At 60.7% G+C, this 18,490-nt stretch carries 26 protein-coding genes; 13 read left to right on the forward strand and 13 right to left on the reverse strand.

Features of this window, described 5'->3' with window-relative positions; all coding sequences use genetic code 11:
- Positions 1 to 99: 99 nt before the first annotated feature.
- Complete coding sequence (locus tag K5K89_RS24430; protein WP_071489193.1) at positions 100 to 786, reverse strand: LrgB family protein; 687 nt, start codon at positions 784 to 786, stop codon at positions 100 to 102.
- Positions 776 to 1,147, reverse strand: a complete 372-nt coding sequence (locus K5K89_RS24435) for a CidA/LrgA family protein (protein WP_222540407.1) — start codon at positions 1,145 to 1,147, stop codon at positions 776 to 778. Before K5K89_RS24435 ends, K5K89_RS24430 begins: the two co-directional genes overlap by 11 nt.
- Positions 1,148 to 1,245: 98 nt before the next feature.
- On the opposite strand from K5K89_RS24435, the gene K5K89_RS24440 reads away from it, so the two are divergent.
- Positions 1,246 to 2,142: a LysR family transcriptional regulator gene (locus K5K89_RS24440; RefSeq protein ID WP_222540408.1), complete on the forward strand. Its 897-nt coding sequence runs from the start codon at positions 1,246 to 1,248 to the stop codon at positions 2,140 to 2,142.
- Here K5K89_RS24440 and K5K89_RS24445 read toward each other — a convergent pair.
- A complete protein-coding gene (locus K5K89_RS24445; protein WP_222540409.1) occupies positions 2,123 to 2,578 on the reverse strand; it encodes a flavodoxin in 456 nt (151 codons plus the stop codon). The two genes, K5K89_RS24440 and K5K89_RS24445, sit on opposite strands and share 20 nt — an antisense overlap.
- Positions 2,579 to 2,711: 133 nt before the next feature.
- Here K5K89_RS24445 and K5K89_RS24450 point away from each other — a divergent pair, with 133 nt between their 5' ends.
- The gene (locus K5K89_RS24450; RefSeq protein ID WP_071489189.1) at positions 2,712 to 3,179 is read left to right on the forward strand and encodes a PAS domain-containing protein; all 468 of its coding nucleotides are present in this window, start codon (positions 2,712 to 2,714) and stop codon (positions 3,177 to 3,179) included.
- Between the two features lie 63 nt (positions 3,180 to 3,242).
- The gene (locus tag K5K89_RS24455) at positions 3,243 to 3,848 is read left to right on the forward strand and encodes a hypothetical protein (protein WP_071489188.1); all 606 of its coding nucleotides are present in this window, start codon (positions 3,243 to 3,245) and stop codon (positions 3,846 to 3,848) included.
- A gap of 4 nt (positions 3,849 to 3,852) precedes the next feature.
- Here the strand turns inward: K5K89_RS24455 and K5K89_RS24460 are convergent, their stop codons facing one another.
- Positions 3,853 to 4,803, reverse strand: coding sequence for a MerR family transcriptional regulator (locus tag K5K89_RS24460; protein ID WP_222540410.1), 951 nt, complete (start codon positions 4,801 to 4,803; stop codon positions 3,853 to 3,855).
- A 217-nt stretch (positions 4,804 to 5,020) separates the two neighbouring features.
- Here K5K89_RS24460 and K5K89_RS24465 point away from each other — a divergent pair, with 217 nt between their 5' ends.
- From K5K89_RS24465 to K5K89_RS24490, 6 genes are read left to right on the forward strand one after another with little or no spacing between them, the layout of a single operon-like run.
- On the forward strand, positions 5,021 to 5,581 hold the full coding sequence (locus tag K5K89_RS24465; protein ID WP_222540411.1) for an antibiotic biosynthesis monooxygenase: 561 nt from the start codon (positions 5,021 to 5,023) through the stop codon (positions 5,579 to 5,581).
- A 57-nt stretch (positions 5,582 to 5,638) separates the two neighbouring features.
- Complete coding sequence (folM, locus tag K5K89_RS24470; RefSeq protein ID WP_093513856.1) at positions 5,639 to 6,349, forward strand: dihydromonapterin reductase; 711 nt, start codon at positions 5,639 to 5,641, stop codon at positions 6,347 to 6,349.
- 20 nt (positions 6,350 to 6,369) lie between these two features.
- Positions 6,370 to 6,930 carry a GTP cyclohydrolase I FolE gene (gene folE / locus K5K89_RS24475; RefSeq protein WP_024077360.1) on the forward strand — a complete coding sequence of 187 codons (561 nt, stop codon included), beginning with the start codon at positions 6,370 to 6,372 and terminating at the stop codon, positions 6,928 to 6,930.
- 2 nt (positions 6,931 to 6,932) lie between these two features.
- Positions 6,933 to 7,304, forward strand: coding sequence for a dihydroneopterin triphosphate 2'-epimerase (gene folX / locus K5K89_RS24480; RefSeq protein WP_003194073.1), 372 nt, complete (start codon positions 6,933 to 6,935; stop codon positions 7,302 to 7,304).
- Positions 7,305 to 7,327: 23 nt separating this feature from the next.
- Entirely contained in the window at positions 7,328 to 7,624 is a 297-nt protein-coding gene (locus tag K5K89_RS24485; RefSeq protein WP_222540412.1) for a DUF1244 domain-containing protein, read from the forward strand.
- On the forward strand, positions 7,617 to 7,958 hold the full coding sequence (locus K5K89_RS24490; protein WP_071489183.1) for a HopJ type III effector protein: 342 nt from the start codon (positions 7,617 to 7,619) through the stop codon (positions 7,956 to 7,958). The genes K5K89_RS24485 and K5K89_RS24490 overlap by 8 nt, the downstream gene beginning before the upstream one ends.
- A gap of 63 nt (positions 7,959 to 8,021) precedes the next feature.
- Here the strand turns inward: K5K89_RS24490 and trxB are convergent, their stop codons facing one another.
- Together trxB and K5K89_RS24500 are read right to left on the reverse strand one after the other, a co-directional pair.
- Positions 8,022 to 8,984, reverse strand: a complete 963-nt coding sequence (gene trxB, locus K5K89_RS24495; RefSeq protein ID WP_222540413.1) for a thioredoxin-disulfide reductase — start codon at positions 8,982 to 8,984, stop codon at positions 8,022 to 8,024.
- Positions 8,985 to 9,113: 129 nt separating this feature from the next.
- Positions 9,114 to 9,269 carry a hypothetical protein gene (locus K5K89_RS24500; protein ID WP_165447919.1) on the reverse strand — a complete coding sequence of 52 codons (156 nt, stop codon included), beginning with the start codon at positions 9,267 to 9,269 and terminating at the stop codon, positions 9,114 to 9,116.
- Between K5K89_RS24500 and cysZ the strand changes: the two genes are divergently transcribed.
- The 3 genes from cysZ (at position 9,268) to K5K89_RS24515 (ending at position 11,554) form a co-directional block, all read left to right on the forward strand.
- Positions 9,268 to 10,035 (forward strand): sulfate transporter CysZ, encoded by a 768-nt coding sequence (cysZ, locus tag K5K89_RS24505; protein WP_071489181.1) that lies wholly within the window; start codon positions 9,268 to 9,270, stop codon positions 10,033 to 10,035. The genes K5K89_RS24500 and cysZ overlap by 2 nt on opposite strands.
- A 54-nt stretch (positions 10,036 to 10,089) precedes the next feature.
- Positions 10,090 to 11,268, forward strand: coding sequence for a glycosyltransferase family 4 protein (locus K5K89_RS24510; RefSeq protein ID WP_071489180.1), 1,179 nt, complete (start codon positions 10,090 to 10,092; stop codon positions 11,266 to 11,268).
- A gap of 106 nt (positions 11,269 to 11,374) precedes the next feature.
- On the forward strand, positions 11,375 to 11,554 hold the full coding sequence (locus K5K89_RS24515) for a hypothetical protein (protein WP_071489179.1): 180 nt from the start codon (positions 11,375 to 11,377) through the stop codon (positions 11,552 to 11,554).
- 48 nt (positions 11,555 to 11,602) lie between these two features.
- On the opposite strand, the gene K5K89_RS24520 is transcribed toward K5K89_RS24515, so the two are convergent.
- The 7 genes from K5K89_RS24520 to rplU all read right to left on the reverse strand — a co-directional run bounded on the left by K5K89_RS24520 (position 11,603) and on the right by rplU (position 17,188).
- The gene (locus tag K5K89_RS24520; protein ID WP_222540414.1) at positions 11,603 to 12,706 is read right to left on the reverse strand and encodes an NADH:flavin oxidoreductase; all 1,104 of its coding nucleotides are present in this window, start codon (positions 12,704 to 12,706) and stop codon (positions 11,603 to 11,605) included.
- Between the two features lie 164 nt (positions 12,707 to 12,870).
- The gene (locus tag K5K89_RS24525) at positions 12,871 to 13,353 is read right to left on the reverse strand and encodes a glutathione peroxidase (RefSeq protein ID WP_071489177.1); all 483 of its coding nucleotides are present in this window, start codon (positions 13,351 to 13,353) and stop codon (positions 12,871 to 12,873) included.
- A gap of 101 nt (positions 13,354 to 13,454) precedes the next feature.
- Positions 13,455 to 13,919, reverse strand: a complete 465-nt coding sequence (locus tag K5K89_RS24530) for a CreA family protein (RefSeq protein ID WP_015885841.1) — start codon at positions 13,917 to 13,919, stop codon at positions 13,455 to 13,457.
- A 15-nt stretch (positions 13,920 to 13,934) separates the two neighbouring features.
- Positions 13,935 to 15,053, reverse strand: a complete 1,119-nt coding sequence (proB, locus tag K5K89_RS24535; protein WP_003176047.1) for a glutamate 5-kinase — start codon at positions 15,051 to 15,053, stop codon at positions 13,935 to 13,937.
- Between the two features lie 111 nt (positions 15,054 to 15,164).
- A complete protein-coding gene (gene cgtA / locus K5K89_RS24540; RefSeq protein WP_010206489.1) occupies positions 15,165 to 16,388 on the reverse strand; it encodes an Obg family GTPase CgtA in 1,224 nt (407 codons plus the stop codon).
- A 193-nt stretch (positions 16,389 to 16,581) separates the two neighbouring features.
- Complete coding sequence (rpmA, locus tag K5K89_RS24545) at positions 16,582 to 16,839, reverse strand: 50S ribosomal protein L27 (protein WP_003176049.1); 258 nt, start codon at positions 16,837 to 16,839, stop codon at positions 16,582 to 16,584.
- Between the two features lie 34 nt (positions 16,840 to 16,873).
- Entirely contained in the window at positions 16,874 to 17,188 is a 315-nt protein-coding gene (gene rplU, locus K5K89_RS24550; RefSeq protein ID WP_007950961.1) for a 50S ribosomal protein L21, read from the reverse strand.
- A gap of 239 nt (positions 17,189 to 17,427) precedes the next feature.
- Here rplU and K5K89_RS24555 point away from each other — a divergent pair, with 239 nt between their 5' ends.
- Positions 17,428 to 18,396, forward strand: a complete 969-nt coding sequence (locus K5K89_RS24555; RefSeq protein ID WP_058425717.1) for a polyprenyl synthetase family protein — start codon at positions 17,428 to 17,430, stop codon at positions 18,394 to 18,396.
- Positions 18,397 to 18,490 lie beyond the last annotated feature (94 nt).

Consider the following 18,490-nt stretch of genomic DNA (forward strand, 5'->3'; position numbering starts at 1 on the left):
AGTCTAGTCAGACGCCCTGGCCGCCGTAGTTGCCTTGGCAGCCAGCTTGATGACCGTACGGGTCAGCTTTGAGAATAGTTTAAATCCGCGCAACCGACGTCAGAGAAGTGCCGCCAATAAAGGCGCGGCAAACAGGTTGAGCAGGCCGGTCAGGACCATCACAAGGCCTGCCACCGAGCCCTCTTCGCCGCCCACTTCATGGGCCCGGCTCACGCCCGCACCGTGGGCGCCCACGCCAAACAGCGCACCGCGCGCCAGCGGCGTACGCAGGGGCAACCACTTGAGCAGCACGCCGCCGAGCATCGCACCGAATACGCCGGTGAACATTACGAACACCGCCGTCAATTCCGGCACGCCACCCAGGTCAGAGGACACCGGCATGGCGAACGGCGTGGTGATGGAGCGTGGCACCAGGGACATCGTCACCGAGCTGTCCAGGGCCAACGCTTTGGCCAGGCCGAATGAGGTGGCGATGGACGCCACGCTGCCGGCCACCATCCCCAGCAACAATGCCGACCAGTAACGCGCCAGCAACCGCCGCTGTTGCCAGATCGGCACGGCGAACGCCACGGTGACGGGGCCGAGTACCAGCATCAGCCAGTGGGTGTCGGCAGAGTATTCGGCGTAGGCCGTGTTCATCGGTACGGCCACCGCCAGCAACAGCACGGGCACCAGGATCAGCGGCGACAACAGGTAACGCCCGGTGCGACGGTAGATCCAGCGACTGAAAATATAGGTGCCCAAGGTCAAGGCGAGCCAGAACACCGGCATCAGTTCAAGCTTCATGGCGCAGCCTCCAGCGGCACACCAGTTCCACGGTGAATGCGGTCACCAGCATCACGGCCAACGTGCTCAAGCCGATGACCAGCAGGATGCGCCATCCCTCATTGCGCAGCAGGCCGCCGTAGTCGAGCAGGCTCATCAGCGCCGGAATGAAGAACAGCAGCATCTCAGCCATCAGCACGCCGGCACCCAATTGCAGGGCCGCCGGTTTGACCAGGCCGCTGGCGAAGGCCATCAACAACAGGCCCAGGCCCACCACACCGCCGGGAATCGGCCAGGTCAACCACATCGCCAGTTGGCAGCCGAACAGGTAAATGGCCAGTAGCACGACCAGTTCAATCAACAGACGGGTGAAACGTTTCATGGGCTTTGGGTCCTCGCAGGCCTTCATTTTAAAGAGGCATGCCCCATCCCCACAGCGAATTGTTAGACTGCCAGCTATTCCAAACCGGAATTTCGCACATGGAATTCAAACAGCTGCGCAGCTTCGTCGAAGTGGTTCACCGGGGTGGCTTTACCCAGGCCGGCAAAACCCTGCATATCAGCCAGTCCGCCGTCAGCAAACAGGTTGCGCAATTGGAGCAGAGCCTGGGCACGCCACTGCTCGACCGAATCGGCTCGCAGATCCGCCTGACCGCCGCCGGCCAAGTCGTCCTGCAACGCGCCGAAGCCATGCTGCGCCTGCAAAACGAGTTGCTCAGCGAGTTGGACGATATGCACCAGTTGACCCGAGGCGAACTGCGCCTGGGCCTGCCGTTGTTGGCCGGGGATACTTTGTTTGCCGGACTGTTCGCCGAATACCGCCGGCGTTACCCGAACGTGACCATCCAATTGCTGGAGGGCGGCAGTCGCAATATCGAGCAAGCCATCCTGAGCGGTGAACTGGAAGTGGGGGGCAGCCTCAGACCCAGCGACCCGGCGTTTGCCTGGCAAGCGTTCTGCGATGAGCCCCTGGACGCGCTGTTGCCGATTGATCATCCCCTGGCGGAAAACGCCCAGGTACGCCTGGAGGAACTGGCCGACACGCCGTTCCTGATGTACCAGCGCAGCTTCGTGCTCAACGACCGTCTGCTGCAGGCGTGCGAACAGTTGGGTTTTACGCCGAAGGAAATCGGTCGCAGCGGCCAAGCGGACTTCCTCGCCGCATTGGTCGCCGCCGGCCAGGGGGTGGTGCTGCTGCCCAGCGTGGTCGCGCGTGGGCTGGTGCGACCCGGGGTGGTGCGCCTGACGCTCAAGGCGCCCGACTACCTGCGCTGGGACATTGCCTTTATCTGGCGTGAGGGCGCCTACCTGTCGAAAGCCGCCCAGGCCTGGCTGGCGTTGCTGCGTGAATTTCCGGTCAAGCGCGCAGTGCAGTGACCAGTTCAGCCAGCCACGGCTCGGCGTCGGCTTCCGGGGTCACACTTTCGCTGGCATCCAGGCGCAGCATCGGCAGCACTTCACGCACGCCCAGTTCGCCAAACAGCTTGCGCATCTGCTCGCCGCCGCCGCAGAAGGTGTCGCCATAGCTGGCGTCGCCCAGGCCGATCACCGCGCCGGGCAGCCCGCGCCAGGCGGCGGGCAGTTGGTCGCGAATCGTCGAGTACAGGGGTTGGAGATTGTCGGGCAATTCGCCCATGCCGGTGGTGGACGTCACCGCCAGAAATGCATCCGGCGCAAACGCCTGCACGTCGGCCAGACTGGCGCGAGGGTTGTGCCAGGCCTCTAAACCGGCCGCATTGAGGATATCGGCAGCGTGACGAGCGACTTCTTCAGCGGTGCCGTAGACCGAGCCGGAAAGGATGGCGACTTTCATCAATCTGATCCTGTAGTTGAGCGAAAGCGTGGGATATTAACAGCTTGAACGCCGCTACAAAAATCGCCATACCGGGTGGAAAATGGAGCGCGGTGCCTTAGACTTGCAACACCCAAATGGATGGATCCCCCGCATGATTAATGCTCACTTGATGCAAATGGTCATCGACGCCTCGAATGACGGTATCGTCATCGCTGAACGGGAAGGCAAGGACTTGCCACTGATCTACGTCAATCCCGCCTTCGAGCGCCTGACCGGCTACACCCGCGATGAAATCCTCTACCAGGATTGCCGCTTCCTGCAATCCGGTGACCGCGACCAACCCGCCCTGATCGCCATTCGCGAAGCCCTCGCCGCGGGCACCCACTGCCGTGAAGTCCTGCGCAACTACCGCAAGAACGGCACGCATTTCTGGAATGAGCTGTCGCTGTCGACGGTCTACAACCCGGCGGATAAACAGACTTATTGCGTCGGCGTGCAAAAAGATGTGAGCGTCCAGGTCAAAGCCCAGCAGCGCGTGGCTCAACTGGAGGCGCAAGTGGCCGAACTCAAGGCCGAACTGGCGGCACTCAAGGCGACCAGTGGATCTAACAAAGATTAGAAATAACGGTCATTAAGAGGATAATGGCGTTTTAATGCCTTCCCACATTCGTTGAGCAAGCCCATGCAACGTGATGCACTCCTGACCCAGGACGAGCTGGATTTTATCCAGACTATGCAGCACAACCCGCAATTGAACCTGCGGGATGCGTCATCGAGCCTGACAGTCAACGGCGGTGCGCAGATTCGCGATCTTCTTACGCGCCTGGCGGCCCACGATCACGTCACCATCCAGGCGCAGTTCGACAATCAGCAACTCACCTTCCCGCTGCACCTGGTGGAAGATGAGTTTCATGCCGTGCACCTGCGCCTGGGCGTGCCGAGTATTTTCGAGGATGGGCCGATGATCCGGCCGTGGCGCCTGGCGCTCGAAACGCCGGTGGCCCTGGAGAATATCAAGGGCGGCACGGGCGCGTTGTGGGTGCATGAAGTGTCGTTCAAAGGGGTGCTGGTGGAGATCCGTGGCCGGCTCAAGCCGCCGAAAACCTTTTCGCTGTGGTTCAGCCCTTCCGGCTATGAGCGCATTGCGCTGCGCGGAACGTTCGAACGGGAAACCGCACGCGGCCTGTTCGCTTACCGGCTCAGCCAGGACGACGTCGATGAAACCGAGCGCCTGCGCCAGTTCATCCTGCACCAGCACCGCCTGGTCCATCCCGAAGTGCACGCCTGAAACATCAGGTATCCAGGCTACCGCTCAGGAATTGCAGCAAGCGGCGCTGCATCAATCGTGCTTCGTTGCCCAGGCAGCCGATTGACGAGCCTTGCAGGCTTTCCTGGGCGAAGTCCGCGGCGTCACCGGCCAGCAGCAGCGGGCAATCCAGGGTCAGCGCCAGGCGCTTGAGCCGCAGTGGCAGTTCGCTGCCGGGGGCGCGGTTGGAAAACAGCACCAGCGCTTGCGGTTGGGTCTTTTCACAGACCAGGGTCAACTCATCGAGTGGCTGGCCTACGCCCAGTAGCTTCACGGCGAATTTCTCCCCCGTCAGCAGCAGGCCTGCGACCAACAATTCCAGCTCGCGACATTCTCCGGCTATGGCCGCCAGCAGCACCCGTGGCAGCGGCGAAGCGGCTATCACCTGCAGACGTTGCGCCGTGCGCGAACGCAGGAAATTATCGAAGAACAGCCATTCGCTGGCCTCGCCGAAGCGGCCTTGATGACGCAACAGTTCCTGCCAGAGCGGCATGAGAATATCCTGGAACGCCACGGCGAGTGGGTAGGCGGAAAATATCTGCCCGTACAGCCGATCCAGTTGGCGATCATCGAACGCGCTGATTGCACTGCGCAGTTGCCCGTGCCATTGGGCCCGCTCCACGCTGTCCCCGCCAGCCAGGCCGGGTTCGCCGATGCGCTCATCGCGCGCAAGCAGCCTGCCCACTTTGCTCACGGCGACGCCACGTTCGATCCAGTCGAGAATACGGTGCACGGTGTCGATATCGGTGCGCGAATACAACCGGTGCCCACTTTCGGTGCGGATCGGCTGGATGAGGCCGTAGCGTCTTTCCCAGGCACGCAGGGTGACCGGGTTGACGCCCGTCAGCCGAGCGACTTCTCGAATCGGCAATAGATCATCGGAAACAGCGACGCGGTCAAGGGTCGTTTCGCGCTGCGGAGCAATAGTTTCGGGCATCAGAGGTCAAGAACATCCGTGTCGATTTGGATCCTATTTAACGCTTATTCGGTTGAACGATTCAAGCCACGGGGCGAACCGACAGAAGTGTCTGGCGTATTTCAGCAAAACAGGAATAATCCTTGCCTGCTTTTTCAAGGCGCAGCCGCATCACCCCGCAGCTGCACCTGGTGTCGTACCTACCCGGTCACGAGCGCCCACTATTTGGAGATACACAATGTCTACCTCTCCCGTCACCCTGATGGTTGCACGTCGCGTGGCCAAGGGTCGCTATGAAGAACTGATGGCCTGGCTGCGCGAAGGCGAGCAATTGGCCACGGACTTTCCCGGCTACCTGGGCTCAGGCGTCCTGGCACCGCCGCCCAACGATGATGAATTCCAGATCATTTTCCGCTTTGCCGATGAGAAGACCCTGCATGCCTGGGAGTTTTCCGCGTCGCGCAGTGCGTGGCTGAGCCGTGGCAGCGACTTGTTTGCCGACCCGTCGGAGCATCGCGTACGTGGCATCGATGGCTGGTTCGGCGCCGTGGGCGCGCGCCCACCTCGCTGGAAGCAGGCTGTAGCAATCTGGCTGGCGTTTTTCCCGGTGTCGCTGCTGTTCAACTTTGTCCTGAACCCACTGCTGAGCGAACTGGACCTGGCACCGCGCGTGCTGGTCAGTACCATGGCGCTGACGCCACTGATGGTCTACTGGTTCATCCCACTGTCGACCCACCTGTTGGCAAACTGGCTGCATCCTGCCCCTGCACCGCGCAAGGCTACCGAAGCCGCGGCGTGAATACAGGGGTGCTCGGTCGCTGGTATAGTTTCAACCTGCCAGCGACTCGAGCCTCCCATGACTGCAACGAACGCCCCGATCCTGATCACCGGCGCCGGCCAGCGTGTCGGCCTGCATTGCGCCCAGCGTTTGCTTGACGACGGCCACCCGGTGATTTTCAGCTATCGCAGCGAACGGCCCGGCGTGCAGGCGTTGCGCGAGCGTGGGGCGATCGCAGTGTTTGCCGACTTCTCCAGCGAGGCCGGTATCCTGGCGTTTATCGCTGAGCTGAACACCCATACCCAGAGCCTGCGTGCGATTATCCATAACGCCTCGGCCTGGATAGCGGAATCCCCCGACGACGAAAGTCGCGCGTTTACCGACATGTTCAGCGTGCACATGCTTGCGCCGTACCTGATCAACCTGCATTGTTCACCCTTGCTGCAACGCTCGACACCGGCCGACATCGTGCACATCAGCGACGACGTGGTGCGCAAGGGCAGCCGCCAGCACATCGCCTATTGCGCCACCAAGGCCGGGCTCGACAGCCTGACGTTGTCGTTTGCCGCGCAATTGGCGCCGTTGATCAAGGTCAACGGCATCGCCCCGGCGATGGTGATGTTCAACGACGGCGACGACGACGCCTACCGCGCCAAGGTACTGGCCAAGTCCGCACTGGGCATCGAGCCCGGGCCCGAGGTGATCTACCAGAGCGTGCGTTACCTGCTGGATAACCCTTATGTCACCGGTACCACCCTGACCGTCAACGGCGGGCGGCATATCAAGTAAGCCGCTTTTGAGGATGTTGTATGACCTTATCCCTGCCCCACCATTACCGCGAGATCCTCAAGGGCTTGGGCGAAGACCCCGAGCGCGAAGGCCTGCTCGATACCCCCAAGCGTGCCGCCAAGGCCATGCAATACCTGTGTCATGGCTACGAGCAGAACCTGGAAGAAATCGTCAACGGCGCGCTGTTTGCCTCTGACAATGACGAGATGGTGATCCTCAAGGACATCGAGTTGTACTCGCTGTGCGAGCACCACCTGCTGCCCTTTATCGGCAAGGCCCACGTCGCCTATATCCCGACCGGCAAGGTGCTGGGCCTGTCGAAGCTGGCGCGCATCGTCGACATGTTCGCCCGCCGCCTGCAGATCCAGGAAAACCTCACGCGGCAAATCGCCGACGCCATCCAGGAAGTGACCCAGGCCGCCGGCGTGGCCGTGGTCATCGAAGCCAAGCACATGTGCATGATGATGCGCGGTGTGGAAAAACAGAATTCAACCATGAACACCTCGGTGATGCTCGGCGCGTTCCGCGAGTCGAACACCACGCGCATGGAGTTCCTGCAACTGATCGGACGGAGCAAGTAGCAATGCCACAACTTCAACCAGGCATGGCGCGCATCCGGGTCAAGGACCTGTGCCTGCGCACCTTCATCGGCATCAACGAGGACGAAATCCTCAACAAGCAGGATGTGCTGATCAACCTGACCATCCTGTATGCCGCCCAGGAAGCCGTGCGCGACAACGACATCGACCACGCGCTGAACTACCGCACCATCACCAAGGCGATCATCGCCCATGTCGAAGGCAATCGTTTTGCCCTGCTGGAGCGTCTGACCCAGGAGTTGCTGGACCTGGTGATGAGCAATGAGTCGGTGCTGTACGCCGAAGTGGAAGTGGACAAGCCCCATGCGTTGCGTTTTGCCGAGTCGGTTTCGATTACCCTGGCGGCCAGCCGTTAACCCCTGAGATTTGCGTGAACCTTATGAACGACCAACAACGCCTCGAACTCGAAGCCGCCGCCTTCCGCCGGCTGGTGGCGCATCTGGACAGCCGCAAGGATGTGCAGAACATCGACCTGATGAACCTCGCCGGTTTCTGCCGCAATTGCTTGTCGAAGTGGTACAAGGCCGAGGCCGACGCGCGCCAGATCGAGCTGAGCCTGGATGACGCCCGTGAAGTGGTCTACGGCATGCCGTACGCCGAGTGGAAAACCCAATACCAGAAAGAAGCCAGCGCCGATCAACAGGCGGCGTTCGCCCAAGGAAAACCCCATGAATGATTTGAATACCCTGCGCGCCAGCCTCAACAGCGGCGAACACGTTTTTGCCGATACCCTGGCGTTTGTCGCTGCCGGTTATGAGTACCAGCCACAGGCGTTCACCAATGGCGCGGTAGAGAATGCCGCCGGGCAGAACGAAGGGTCGTGCAAGACGCTGGGCCTGGCAGTGCTGGAAGGGCTGAGCGAGCAGGAAGCGCTGCTGGCGTTTGGTGAGCATTACCGTTCGGTAGTGGCGACGCCTGAGGGCAGTGACCACGGCAATATCCGTGCATTGATCGCAAACGGCTTGGCCGGTGTGAAGTTCACCGCCCAACCTCTGACTCGAAAATCCTGAGCCAGACCTGAAACAAAATGTGGGAGGGGCTTGCCCCCTCCCACAGTTGTTTTGCGGCGTTGGTTAGAACGAAGCGTTCTGCAGGCCGTCGAGGTAACGCTCGGCATCCAGTGCCGCCATGCAACCGGCGCCGGCCGAGGTGATGGCCTGGCGGTAGACGTGGTCGGCCACGTCACCGGCGGCGAAGATACCTTCAATGTTGGTCGCGGTGGCATTGCCTTCACGGCCGCCCTGCACCACCAGGTAGCCGTCTTTGGCTTCCAGCTTACCTTCGAACAGCGAGGTGTTCGGGGTGTGGCCGATGGCGATGAACACGCCGTCGACTTTCAGCTCGTCGAAGCTGCCATCGTTGTTCTTCAGGCGGGCACCGGTCACGCCCATGTTGTCTCCCAGGACTTCGTCCAGGGTGGCGTTGAGCTTGAGGATGATCTTGCCTTCGGCGACACGGGCATGCAGCTTGTCGATCAGGATCTTCTCGGCGCGGAAGGTCTCGCGGCGGTGGACCAGGGTCACGGTGCTGGCGATGTTGGCCAGGTACAGCGCCTCTTCCACGGCGGTGTTGCCACCACCGACCACGGCGACCGGTTTGTTGCGGTAGAAGAAACCGTCGCAGGTCGCGCAGGCGGAAACGCCCTTGCCCATGAACGTTTCTTCCGACGGCAGGCCCAGGTAACGAGCGCTGGCGCCAGTAGCGATGATCAGTGCGTCACAGGTGTATACGCCGCTGTCGCCGGTCAGGCTGTAAGGCTTCTTGGAAAAGTCGACCTTGTTGATGTGATCAAACACGATCTCGGTTTCAAAGCGTTCGGCGTGTTCTTTCATGCGCTCCATCAGCACCGGGCCGGTCAGGCCGTGGACGTCGCCCGGCCAGTTGTCGACTTCGGTGGTGGTGGTCAATTGACCGCCCGCCTGCATGCCGGTGATCAGCAGCGGCTTGAGGTTGGCCCGGGCAGCGTAGACAGCGGCGCTGTAACCGGCAGGGCCGGAACCGAGAATAATCACTCGCGAATGACGGGTATCAGACATGACTCACTCCTGTCGACCGCCCGGACTACAAGGCGGCTGGAATAAAAAAGGGACCACGAAGCACTTGGGGAAGGCTTGAACTCGCAGGCCCTGAAAAATAATGGGTGCAGCGTATCGAGGGGGGCAAGATTAAGGAAATACGGAATAACAATCCAGCTCATAGACGGTCACTATGTAGTTGGCCCGACTGATCGACAGGTTTGTTACGGCTGATGTCGCGGCTTTCGCCTGCGATGTAAAGCCGGTAAGGTCGGCGCGTTCGCCCTTTTGCTCGGAGTTCTCCATGCCCGCCCCTGCTCTTTCCGGCCCGCAATACCTGCGCGAAGGCCTCAAACTGGTGTTGAGCCCAGGCCTGCGTCTGTTTGTGCTGCTGCCACTGGCGATCAACCTGGTGCTGTTCGTCGGCTTGATCTATTTTGCCGGTCATCAGTTCAGCCTGTGGGTCGACCACCTGATGCCGACGCTGCCGAGCTGGCTGGGCTTCCTGAACTACCTGCTCTGGCCATTGTTCGTGGTGCTGGTGGTGTTAATGGTGTTTTTCACCTTCACCATGCTCGCCAACATCATCGCCGCCCCCTTCAACGGCTTTCTCTCGGAGAAGGTGGAAGTGGTGGTGCGCGGCACCGATGACTTCCCAGCCTTCAGTTGGGGCGAGCTGATCGCGATGGTACCGCGCACCCTCGCCCGGGAGATGCGCAAGCTGGGCTACTTCCTGCCACGGGCCATCGGCCTGTTTATCCTGTCGTTTATTCCGGTGGTCAATCTGGTCGCCGCACCGCTGTGGTTGCTGTTTGGCGTGTGGATGATGGCGATCCAGTACATCGACTACCCGGCCGACAACCACAAGCTGGGCTGGAACGAAATGCTCGCCTGGCTGCGCCAGAAGCGCTGGCAGAGCATGAGCTTCGGCGGCATCGTTTACCTGGTGTTGCTGGTGCCGGTGGTCAACCTGCTGATGATGCCGGCGGCAGTAGCCGGGGCGACGCTGTTCTGGGTACGCGAACAAGGGGCCGAGGCGATGGCGGCGCAGCAAAAAGTGACCCAGTCATAAATCCATCATCTCGATGACACAATGACGACATGGCCCACAGAGACACTGTGGGTCATGACGACAGCTTCGCTTCACATCACCCTCATCACCGAAACCTTCCCGCCAGAGATCAACGGGGTGGCCAATACCCTTGGTCGCCTGTGCGAGGGTTTGCGGGCGCGTGGCCATCAAGTCGAACTGGTGCGACCGCGCCAGGGCGTCGACCAGAGCCGTCCCAGCGACGACGCGTTATTGCTATGCCGTGGCTGGCCGCTGCCGGGATATCCTGGCCTGCAGTGGGGGCAGTCGTCGATGCACAAGTTGCTGCGGCGCTGGACCCGTCAGCGTCCGGACGTGCTCTACATCGCCACGGAAGGGCCCCTGGGCTTGTCTGCCCTGCGTGCGGCCCGGCGCCTGGGGATCAGTGTGGTCAGCGGCTTTCACACCAACTTCCAGCAGTACTCGAACCAGTACGGCTTGAGCATGCTGAGCCGGATGGTCACGCACTATCTGCGCTGGTTCCACAACCGTTCGACGCTGACCCTGGTACCCAGCGCCAGCCAGCGCCTGGAGCTGGAGCGCCGGCATTTCGAGCGTCTGGGGATGTTGTCGCGCGGAGTGGACAGCCAACTGTTCCATCCCGCCAAACGCGACAATGCGCTGCGGGAAAGTTGGGCGTTGAACAGTGAGCAAACCGCCGTGCTCTATGTGGGCAGACTGGCGCAGGAGAAAAACCTGGGGTTGCTCAAGCGCTGCTTCGAGACCTTGCAGGACACCTATCCACTGCGCCAGATGAAACTCATCATCGTGGGTGATGGCCCGCAGCGGGCGACGCTGGAGAAGGAATTGCCGGAGGCGATTTTCTGCGGCACCTTGCGCGGAGAGGAACTGGCGCGGCATTACGCATCGGGCGATGTGTTCCTCTTCCCCAGCCTCACCGAAACCTTCGGCAACGTGGTGTTGGAGGCCATGGCATCAGGATTGGGGGTGGTGGCTTATGACCAGGCCGCTGCAAGCCAGCATATCCGCCACGGCTACAACGGCGTGCTGGCGATGCCCGGAGACGAGAACGCGTTTTGCGAGGCCGCCAATTGGCTGCTGGAGGACGCTGAAAGCCTGCGCCGCATGCGTCTGAATGCACGCCAGCATGCGAGCCGCCAGGGCTGGCCGGCGATTATCGAGCAGTTTGAGCATCAGTTACGCGGCGCATGTGATGAAAGCCTCGCGCTTCCTACACAGCCTTATGTGCGATGAATCAATATGTCTTTCCTGATATTTAAATCAGGAACTGCTTAATGCTGCATACCAATTATTGATACCTGCTATCTGAGCAGGGCTTTCAATAATGGAGGTAAGGTACATGTCAGCTTACGGAATGGGTGTACGTAATGGCGTCAACATGCCAAACGCCGAATGGGCGCGCCAGCAACAATGGATGGATAAATCTCGGGCAGAACCTCCTGTCTACGGCCAACCGGGGCATAAAGACCTGAACAAAACCGATCACACAAAAGAACTGTACAAGGGGCCGCAGTACTAACGCCCGACAGCATAAAGCTCCCTGTGTAATCACAGGGAGCCCAGCCACTCACACCAGCGTCATCAACGCCTCACGACTGAACGGCAGGATGTCGCCCTCGCGACCCTCGCGCACCTTCAACGCCCAATCCGGGTCCACCAACAGGGCACGGCCCACGGCGACCAGGTCAAACTCGTCGTTGTTCAAGCGCTCCAGCAGTTTTTCCAGGCTGGCCGGTTGCGCGACTTTGTCGGTGTTGACCATGAACTGAAGGAACTCACCATCCAGGCCCACGCTGCCCACGGTGATGGTCGGCTTGCCGGTGAGCTGGCGGGTCCAGCCGGCCAGGTTGAGGTCGGACCCTTCGAATTCCGGCTCCCAGAAACGCCGAGTGGAGCAGTGGAAAATGTCTACGCCCGCATCAGACAACGGCTTGAGAAACTCGCCCAGCGCCTCGGGAGTTTGCACCAGACGCGCGGTGTAGTCCTGCTGCTTCCATTGGGAGAAACGGAAGATGATCGGAAATTCCGGGCCGACGGCAGCACGGGTAGCCTGGATCAGCTCGATGGCAAAGCGCGAGCGGTTGGCCAGGCTGCCACCGTATTCGTCGTTGCGCTGGTTGCTGCCTTCCCAGAAGAACTGATCGACCAGATAGCCGTGGGCACCGTGGATCTCAACGCCGTCCATGCCGATGCTCTGGGCATCCTTGGCGGCTTGGGCGAAGGCGTTGATCACGTCCTTGATGTCTTGCTGGGTCATGCCATGCACGACCACGTTGCCATCCTTGAGCTTCTCCATCGGGCCGTAGGCCGGTACGCTGGCGTCAGGTTCAGTGCCGATACGGCGCACGCTGCCTACATGCCACAGTTGCGGGACGATCTTGCCGCCTTCGGCGTGTACCGCGTCGACCACTTTCTTCCAGCCGGCCAGGGCGGCTTCACCGTAGAAGTGCGGGACATTGGGGTAACCGTTGGAGGCCTGGTGGCCGACCACGGTGCCTTCGGTGATGATCAGCCCCACACCGGCAGCGGCGCGGCGGCGGTAGTACTCAATCACTTTGGAGTTGGGCACGCCACCCGGCGAGAACGAGCGGGTCATCGGCGCCATGACGACGCGGGTCGACAGTTGCAATGCGCCGAGCTGGAACGGTTTGAACAAGGCTTGGACAGGCATGGGGGCACTCCACGGAAGACGGGATTTATGATGTGGATAATATGGGGAGTGCAAGGTGCTGGGTAGCACTATTGATCTGGGTGATTAAGGGGTAAAAGTGATGGCCGGTCGGGGCTGCTTCGCAGCCCAGCGCGGGACAAGCCCGCTCATTACAACTGCAGCGCTTAGCTGAGGGCTTTTTCGATGGCCTGGACAATTGTCGGGTCATCCGGTGCAGTGCGTGGGGAGAAGCGCGCGAGCACTCGCCCATCCTTGCCCAGCAGGAATTTTTCGAAGTTCCAGGTGATATCCCCAGGAAACTCAGCGCCCTCGCCCGCCAGCAGGCGGTACAACTGGTGACGGTCAGGACCGTTGACCTCAAGTTTGCTGCCCAACGGGAAGGTCACCCCGTAGTTCAGGCTGCAGAACTCCTGGATCTCTTCTTCTGTCCCTGGCTCCTGGCCAGCAAATTGATTGCACGGCAGGCCAAGCACGGTAAACCCCTGGTCCTTGTATTGCTGGTAGAGGTTTTCCAGTGCCGCATATTGCGGGGTCAAGCCACATTTGGAGGCCACGTTGACCACCAGCACCACTTGCCCCTTGAAGGGCGCCAGCGGCAGCTCTTGTCCGTCCAAAGCTTTGAGTTTCAGGTCGTGGAAAGCACTCATGACGAACTCCAGATATCCCATGTTCTTCACATTGCGGCACTTCGAGATTACAGCCCGCAAGCCTGCAATCATAGACGCCGATTGCAAAACTCGCCTGCAGGTTACTGAGCGGTCGGCCAGGGCAAAATCGGAATCGCCGTCACGGCGTTCTGCGGGCTGCCTTCGATCAGGCGGTCGCTGTAGACCAGGTACACCAGAGTGTTGCGCTTCTTGTCGAGGAAGCGCACCACCTGCATGGTCTTGAACACCAGCGAGGTGCGCTCCTTGAACACTTCGTCGCCGTCCTTGAGTTCGCCCTTGAAGCGGATCGGCCCTACCTGGCGGCAGGCAATCGAGGCTTCGGCGCGATCTTCGGCCAGGCCCAGGCCGCCTTTCACGCCGCCGGTCTTGGCACGGGACAGGTAGCAAGTCACGCCGTCGACCTTGGGGTCGTCAAAGGCTTCGACGACGATCCGGTCGTTGGGCCCGACAAACTTGAACACCGTCGACACTTGGCCGATTTCCTCGGCCGAGGCCAGCAACGGCATGGCCAGCAGCAGGCCGAGCAATCCCTTCATGACACGCATGGTGTATTCCTTTGGTTAGACCAGGATCAGGTTATCGCGGTGAACCAGTTCCGGTTCGGCCATGTAACCCAAGAGTCCGACAATCGCATCGGAGGATTGTCCAATAATTTTCTGGGCTTCCAGCGCGCTGTAGTTGGCCAGGCCCCGGGCGATCTCGCGACCGTCCGGCGCCACGCACACCACCATCTCGCCACGGCGGAAGCTGCCCTGCACCAACTTGACGCCCACCGGCAGCAGGCTCTTGTTGCCTTGGGACAGCGCCGAAACGGCGCCATCGTCCAGCACCAGGGTGCCACGGGTTTGCAGATGACCGGCCAGCCACTGTTTGCGCGCCGCGAGCATGCCGCGTTCCGGCGACAGCAGCGTCCCGATGCGCTCACCGGCCTTGAGGCGATCCAGCACACGTTCGATGCGCCCACCGACGATGATGGTGTGCGCACCGGAACGTGCCGCCAGGCGTGCAGCCCGCAGCTTGGTCTGCATGCCGCCGCGTCCCAGGGCGCCGCCAACGCTGCCGGCCACGGCGTCCAGCGCCGGGTCATCGGCACGGGCTTCGTAGATCAACTGGGCGTCAGGGTTGTTACGCGGGTCGGCGTCGAACATGCCGTCGCGGTCGGTGAGGATCACCAAGAGGTCGGCTTCCACCAGGTTGGCCACCAGGGCGGCCAGGGTGTCGTTGTCGCCGAAGCGGATTTCGTCGGTGACCACCGTGTCGTTCTCGTTGATCACCGGGATGACCTTGAGCTCCACCAGCGCGCGCAGGGTGCTGCGGGCATTGAGGTAGCGCTTGCGGTCGGACAGGTCGTCGTGGGTCAGCAGGATCTGCGCCGTATGGCGACCGTGCTCGGCAAAGCTGGATTCCCAGGCTTGCACCAGGCCCATCTGGCCGATGGCGGCGGCGGCTTGCAGTTCGTGCATCGCGCTGGGTCGCGCGGTCCAGCCGAGGCGGCTCATCCCGGCGGCAACCGCACCGGACGACACCAGCACCAACTCTACGCCGGCCTCATGCAAGGCCACCATCTGCTCGACCCAGACGCTCATGGCCGCGCGATCCAGCCCCTTGCCATCCGCCGTCAGCAACGCACTGCCGATCTTTACGACCCAGCGCTGCGCACCTGTCACTTTGCTCCGCATCATCTTCAACCTTAGATTGAGGGCTGCGCGACCCAGCGCGGCCCATAACGTTAAACCCGGATACTAAAACGCCGCTCTATAAGGAGCGGCGTTCAAGTTTATCGCAACGACTCAGTCGCGCACGTAAATGATTTCAGGACCGTCTTCATCATCCACGTCTTCTTCGTCCCAATCGTCGTCGCCGATGTCATGGACCGACTTCACGCCGCTGCGGCGCAGGGCGCGCTGGTCGTCCAGAGCCTGCAGTTGAGCACGTGCCTCGTCTTCGATGCGCTGGTCGAGTTCGGCCAGCTCTGCCTTGAATACCGGGTCGGCCGCCAGGCGGTCGGCACGGTCTTCGAGATAACGCATGATGTCGCGAGTCAGGCGCTCGGTGCCTTCTTTGGCAATGGCCGAGATCACGTAGACCGGGCCTTCCCACTCCAGGCGATCGACGATTTCCTTGACGCGCTCTTCGTGCTCTTCTTCGAGGATCTGGTCGCACTTGTTCAGCACCAGCCAACGATCACGCTCGGCCAGGGACGGGCTGAACTTGGTCAGTTCGCTGACGATCACTTCGGCGGCGTCCGGTGCACTGGTGTCATCCAGCGGCGCCATGTCCACGAGGTGCAACAGCAAACGGGTACGCGACAAGTGCTTGAGGAAGCGGATGCCCAGGCCTGCGCCATCGGAGGCACCTTCGATCAGACCGGGAATGTCGGCGATCACGAAGCTTTTCCAACGGTCGACGCTGACCACGCCCAGGTTCGGCACCAGAGTGGTGAACGGGTAGTCGGCGACTTTCGGCTTGGCGGCCGAGACCGAACGGATGAAGGTACTTTTACCGGCGTTCGGCAGGCCCAGCAGGCCCACGTCGGCGAGCACCTTCATTTCCAGCTTGAGGTCACGCTGCTCGCCCGGCTTGCCTGGCGTGGTCTGGCGCGGTGCACGGTTGGTACTGGACTTGAATCGGGTGTTACCCAGACCGTGCCAGCCGCCCTGCACTACCATCAGCTTCTGGCCAGCCTTGGTCAGGTCGCCAATCACTTCCTGGGTCGCAGAGTCGATGATCGTGGTGCCGACCGGTACGCGCAGTACCAGGTCTTCGCCTTTTTTACCGGTGCAGTCGGTGCTGCCGCCGTTGGAGCCACGCTCGGCATCGAAGTGCCGGGTGTAACGGTAGTCGACCAGGGTGTTGAGGTTTTCGTCGGCCATCATGTAGATGGAACCGCCGTCACCGCCGTCACCGCCGTTGGGGCCACCGTTTTCGATGAATTTTTCGCGACGGAAACTCATGCAACCGTTACCGCCGTCGCCTGCTTTTACTCGGATGGAAACTTCATCAACGAACTTCATAACAAAACGCCTCTCGCCGCTTGGACGAGCTTAAGAAACCAAGACATAAGACTCTTGCAAAAATGAGCGCAGCGACCTCAACCAGCGACCGCAAAACCAGCGCTTGAGCCCATTACAAACAGCTTTGCAAGAGACTCACCCCACAAACGAAAAAGCCCCGTCGCAAGACAGGGCTTTTCCAGCGATCTCGCAATTAAGCTGCGACAACGCTCACGTAACGGCGGTTGAACGCGCCTTTTACTTCAAACTTGATCACGCCTTCGATTTTCGCGAAGAGGGTGTGATCTTTACCCATGCCTACACCGTAACCGGCGTGGAATTGGGTGCCGCGCTGACGCACGATGATGTTGCCCGGAATGATTTTCTGGCCGCCATACATCTTAACGCCAAGGCGTTTGGCTTCTGAGTCGCGACCGTTACGGGTACTACCACCAGCTTTTTTGTGTGCCATGAGTCAATTCTCCTAGTGAGGAATTAGGCTGAAATTAAGCCTGAATACCGGTGATTTTGATCTCGGTGTACCACTGGCGGTGGCCCATACGCTTCATGTGGTGCTTACGACGACGGAACTTGATGATGCGGACTTTATCGTGACGACCTTGGGAGATCACTTCAGCCACAACGGTAGCGCCAGCAACAACTGGAGCGCCGATGTTCACGTCATCGCCATTGGCGACCAACAGAACGCGATCAAAAGTAACGGATTCGCCGGTAGCGACTTCCAGTTTTTCGATCTTCAGGTATTCACCTGGGGCGACTTTGTATTGCTTGCCACCAGTAACAATTACTGCGTACGACATGGTATTTCTCCGATAATCCTGCTCACCCAGCGCTTTATAAGAAGAGGTATTGGCTGGCATGGCTGCATGGGATGGACGTCCCGAATGCAATTGCGTAAGGCAGGTGCTGCCCAGGAAGTTCAGGGTGCGCGATTGTACGCAAGGTAAAGGGGTGTTGCAAGTGGCCGTCCATCGCGCCTTGACACCCGGGGGCCTGGGTCCTAGCATGCCGCGCAACCCTTCTGGAGCGACTGTCGCTGATGCAACCCCAAGCTTTCTACCGCGCGGTCGCGGACGATTTTAGCGCCGTCGACGGCATCATCAAGAAGCAGCTGACTTCTAAAGTGCCGCTGGTCTCCAAAATTGGCGACTATATTACGTCGGCGGGCGGTAAGCGCCTGCGTCCTTTATTAGTGTTGCTGTGCGGCAAGGCCCTGGGCCGTGAAGGCGATGACCTGCGCCTGCTGGCAGCCACCATCGAGTTCCTGCACACCGCCACCCTGCTGCATGACGACGTGGTCGACATGTCCGGCATGCGCCGTGGCCGTGAGACCGCCAATGCCATGTGGGGCAACGCCCCCAGCGTATTGGTGGGCGACTTCCTGTACTCGCGCTCGTTCGAAATGATGGTTGAACTCGGCTCGATGCCGGTGATGAAGATTCTTTCACAGGCCACGCGCATCATCGCCGAAGGCGAAGTATTGCAACTGTCGAAGGTCCGCGACGCCAGCACCACCGAAGAAACCTACATGGAAGTGATTCGCGGCAAGACCGCGATGCTCTTCGAAGCCTCCACCCACAGCGCCGCAGCCTTGTGCAACGCCACCGCCGAACAGGCCGAAGCGCTGCGCACCTTTGGCGATCACCTGGGCGTGGCGTTCCAATTGGTGGACGACCTGCTCGACTACCGTGGCGACGCCGAAACCCTGGGCAAGAACGTCGGTGATGACCTGGCCGAGGGCAAGCCGACCCTGCCACTGATCTACACCATGCGCGAAGGCACGCCGGAACAGGCCGCCCTGGTGCGCAAGGCGATCCAGAAAGGCGGGATCGAAGATCTGGAAGCCATCCGCGCCGCTGTCGAAGCATCGGGTTCCCTGGACTACACCGCGCAGCTGGCGCGTGATTTCGTGGCCCGAGCCATCCAGTGCCTGGAAGCCCTGCCAGCCAGCGAATACCGGGATGCCCTGGTTGAACTGAGTGAGTTTGCGGTCGCCCGTACCCATTGACGCGGGCCCATGTGGGAGGCGCTCCTCCCACATTTAGATTTCATACAACCTGTAAGACCACAAATCCCTATATAATGTGCGACTTTTAGCCATC

Origin of the sequence: Pseudomonas sp. DR208 (assembly GCF_019823005.1) — a bacterium.
In the GTDB taxonomy this organism is placed as follows: Bacteria; Pseudomonadota; Gammaproteobacteria; order Pseudomonadales; family Pseudomonadaceae; genus Aquipseudomonas; species Aquipseudomonas extremorientalis.

What these genes read in the sequence shown, in the direction of transcription:
- rpmA (WP_003176049.1), bottom strand. Translation starts at nt 16,839, where the DNA reads ATGGCACACAAAAAAGCTGGTGGTAGTACCCGTAACGGTCGCGACTCA.
- K5K89_RS24515 (WP_071489179.1), top strand. Translation starts at nt 11,375, where the DNA reads ATGTCAGCTTACGGAATGGGTGTACGTAATGGCGTCAACATGCCAAAC.
- K5K89_RS24440 (WP_222540408.1), top strand. Translation starts at nt 1,246, where the DNA reads ATGGAATTCAAACAGCTGCGCAGCTTCGTCGAAGTGGTTCACCGGGGT.
- K5K89_RS24530 (WP_015885841.1), bottom strand. Translation starts at nt 13,919, where the DNA reads ATGCGTGTCATGAAGGGATTGCTCGGCCTGCTGCTGGCCATGCCGTTG.
- K5K89_RS24485 (WP_222540412.1), top strand. Translation starts at nt 7,328, where the DNA reads ATGAACGACCAACAACGCCTCGAACTCGAAGCCGCCGCCTTCCGCCGG.
- K5K89_RS24490 (WP_071489183.1), top strand. Translation starts at nt 7,617, where the DNA reads ATGAATGATTTGAATACCCTGCGCGCCAGCCTCAACAGCGGCGAACAC.
- trxB (WP_222540413.1), bottom strand. Translation starts at nt 8,984, where the DNA reads ATGTCTGATACCCGTCATTCGCGAGTGATTATTCTCGGTTCCGGCCCT.
- K5K89_RS24435 (WP_222540407.1), bottom strand. Translation starts at nt 1,147, where the DNA reads ATGAAACGTTTCACCCGTCTGTTGATTGAACTGGTCGTGCTACTGGCC.
- proB (WP_003176047.1), bottom strand. Translation starts at nt 15,053, where the DNA reads ATGCGGAGCAAAGTGACAGGTGCGCAGCGCTGGGTCGTAAAGATCGGC.
- K5K89_RS24525 (WP_071489177.1), bottom strand. Translation starts at nt 13,353, where the DNA reads ATGAGTGCTTTCCACGACCTGAAACTCAAAGCTTTGGACGGACAAGAG.
- K5K89_RS24430 (WP_071489193.1), bottom strand. Translation starts at nt 786, where the DNA reads ATGAAGCTTGAACTGATGCCGGTGTTCTGGCTCGCCTTGACCTTGGGC.
- folE (WP_024077360.1), top strand. Translation starts at nt 6,370, where the DNA reads ATGACCTTATCCCTGCCCCACCATTACCGCGAGATCCTCAAGGGCTTG.
- cysZ (WP_071489181.1), top strand. Translation starts at nt 9,268, where the DNA reads ATGCCCGCCCCTGCTCTTTCCGGCCCGCAATACCTGCGCGAAGGCCTC.
- rplU (WP_007950961.1), bottom strand. Translation starts at nt 17,188, where the DNA reads ATGTCGTACGCAGTAATTGTTACTGGTGGCAAGCAATACAAAGTCGCC.
- K5K89_RS24500 (WP_165447919.1), bottom strand. Translation starts at nt 9,269, where the DNA reads ATGGAGAACTCCGAGCAAAAGGGCGAACGCGCCGACCTTACCGGCTTT.
- K5K89_RS24520 (WP_222540414.1), bottom strand. Translation starts at nt 12,706, where the DNA reads ATGCCTGTCCAAGCCTTGTTCAAACCGTTCCAGCTCGGCGCATTGCAA.
- K5K89_RS24555 (WP_058425717.1), top strand. Translation starts at nt 17,428, where the DNA reads ATGCAACCCCAAGCTTTCTACCGCGCGGTCGCGGACGATTTTAGCGCC.
- folM (WP_093513856.1), top strand. Translation starts at nt 5,639, where the DNA reads ATGACTGCAACGAACGCCCCGATCCTGATCACCGGCGCCGGCCAGCGT.
- K5K89_RS24510 (WP_071489180.1), top strand. Translation starts at nt 10,090, where the DNA reads ATGACGACAGCTTCGCTTCACATCACCCTCATCACCGAAACCTTCCCG.
- K5K89_RS24455 (WP_071489188.1), top strand. Translation starts at nt 3,243, where the DNA reads ATGCAACGTGATGCACTCCTGACCCAGGACGAGCTGGATTTTATCCAG.
- K5K89_RS24460 (WP_222540410.1), bottom strand. Translation starts at nt 4,803, where the DNA reads ATGCCCGAAACTATTGCTCCGCAGCGCGAAACGACCCTTGACCGCGTC.
- K5K89_RS24465 (WP_222540411.1), top strand. Translation starts at nt 5,021, where the DNA reads ATGTCTACCTCTCCCGTCACCCTGATGGTTGCACGTCGCGTGGCCAAG.
- cgtA (WP_010206489.1), bottom strand. Translation starts at nt 16,388, where the DNA reads ATGAAGTTCGTTGATGAAGTTTCCATCCGAGTAAAAGCAGGCGACGGC.
- folX (WP_003194073.1), top strand. Translation starts at nt 6,933, where the DNA reads ATGCCACAACTTCAACCAGGCATGGCGCGCATCCGGGTCAAGGACCTG.
- K5K89_RS24445 (WP_222540409.1), bottom strand. Translation starts at nt 2,578, where the DNA reads ATGAAAGTCGCCATCCTTTCCGGCTCGGTCTACGGCACCGCTGAAGAA.
- K5K89_RS24450 (WP_071489189.1), top strand. Translation starts at nt 2,712, where the DNA reads ATGATTAATGCTCACTTGATGCAAATGGTCATCGACGCCTCGAATGAC.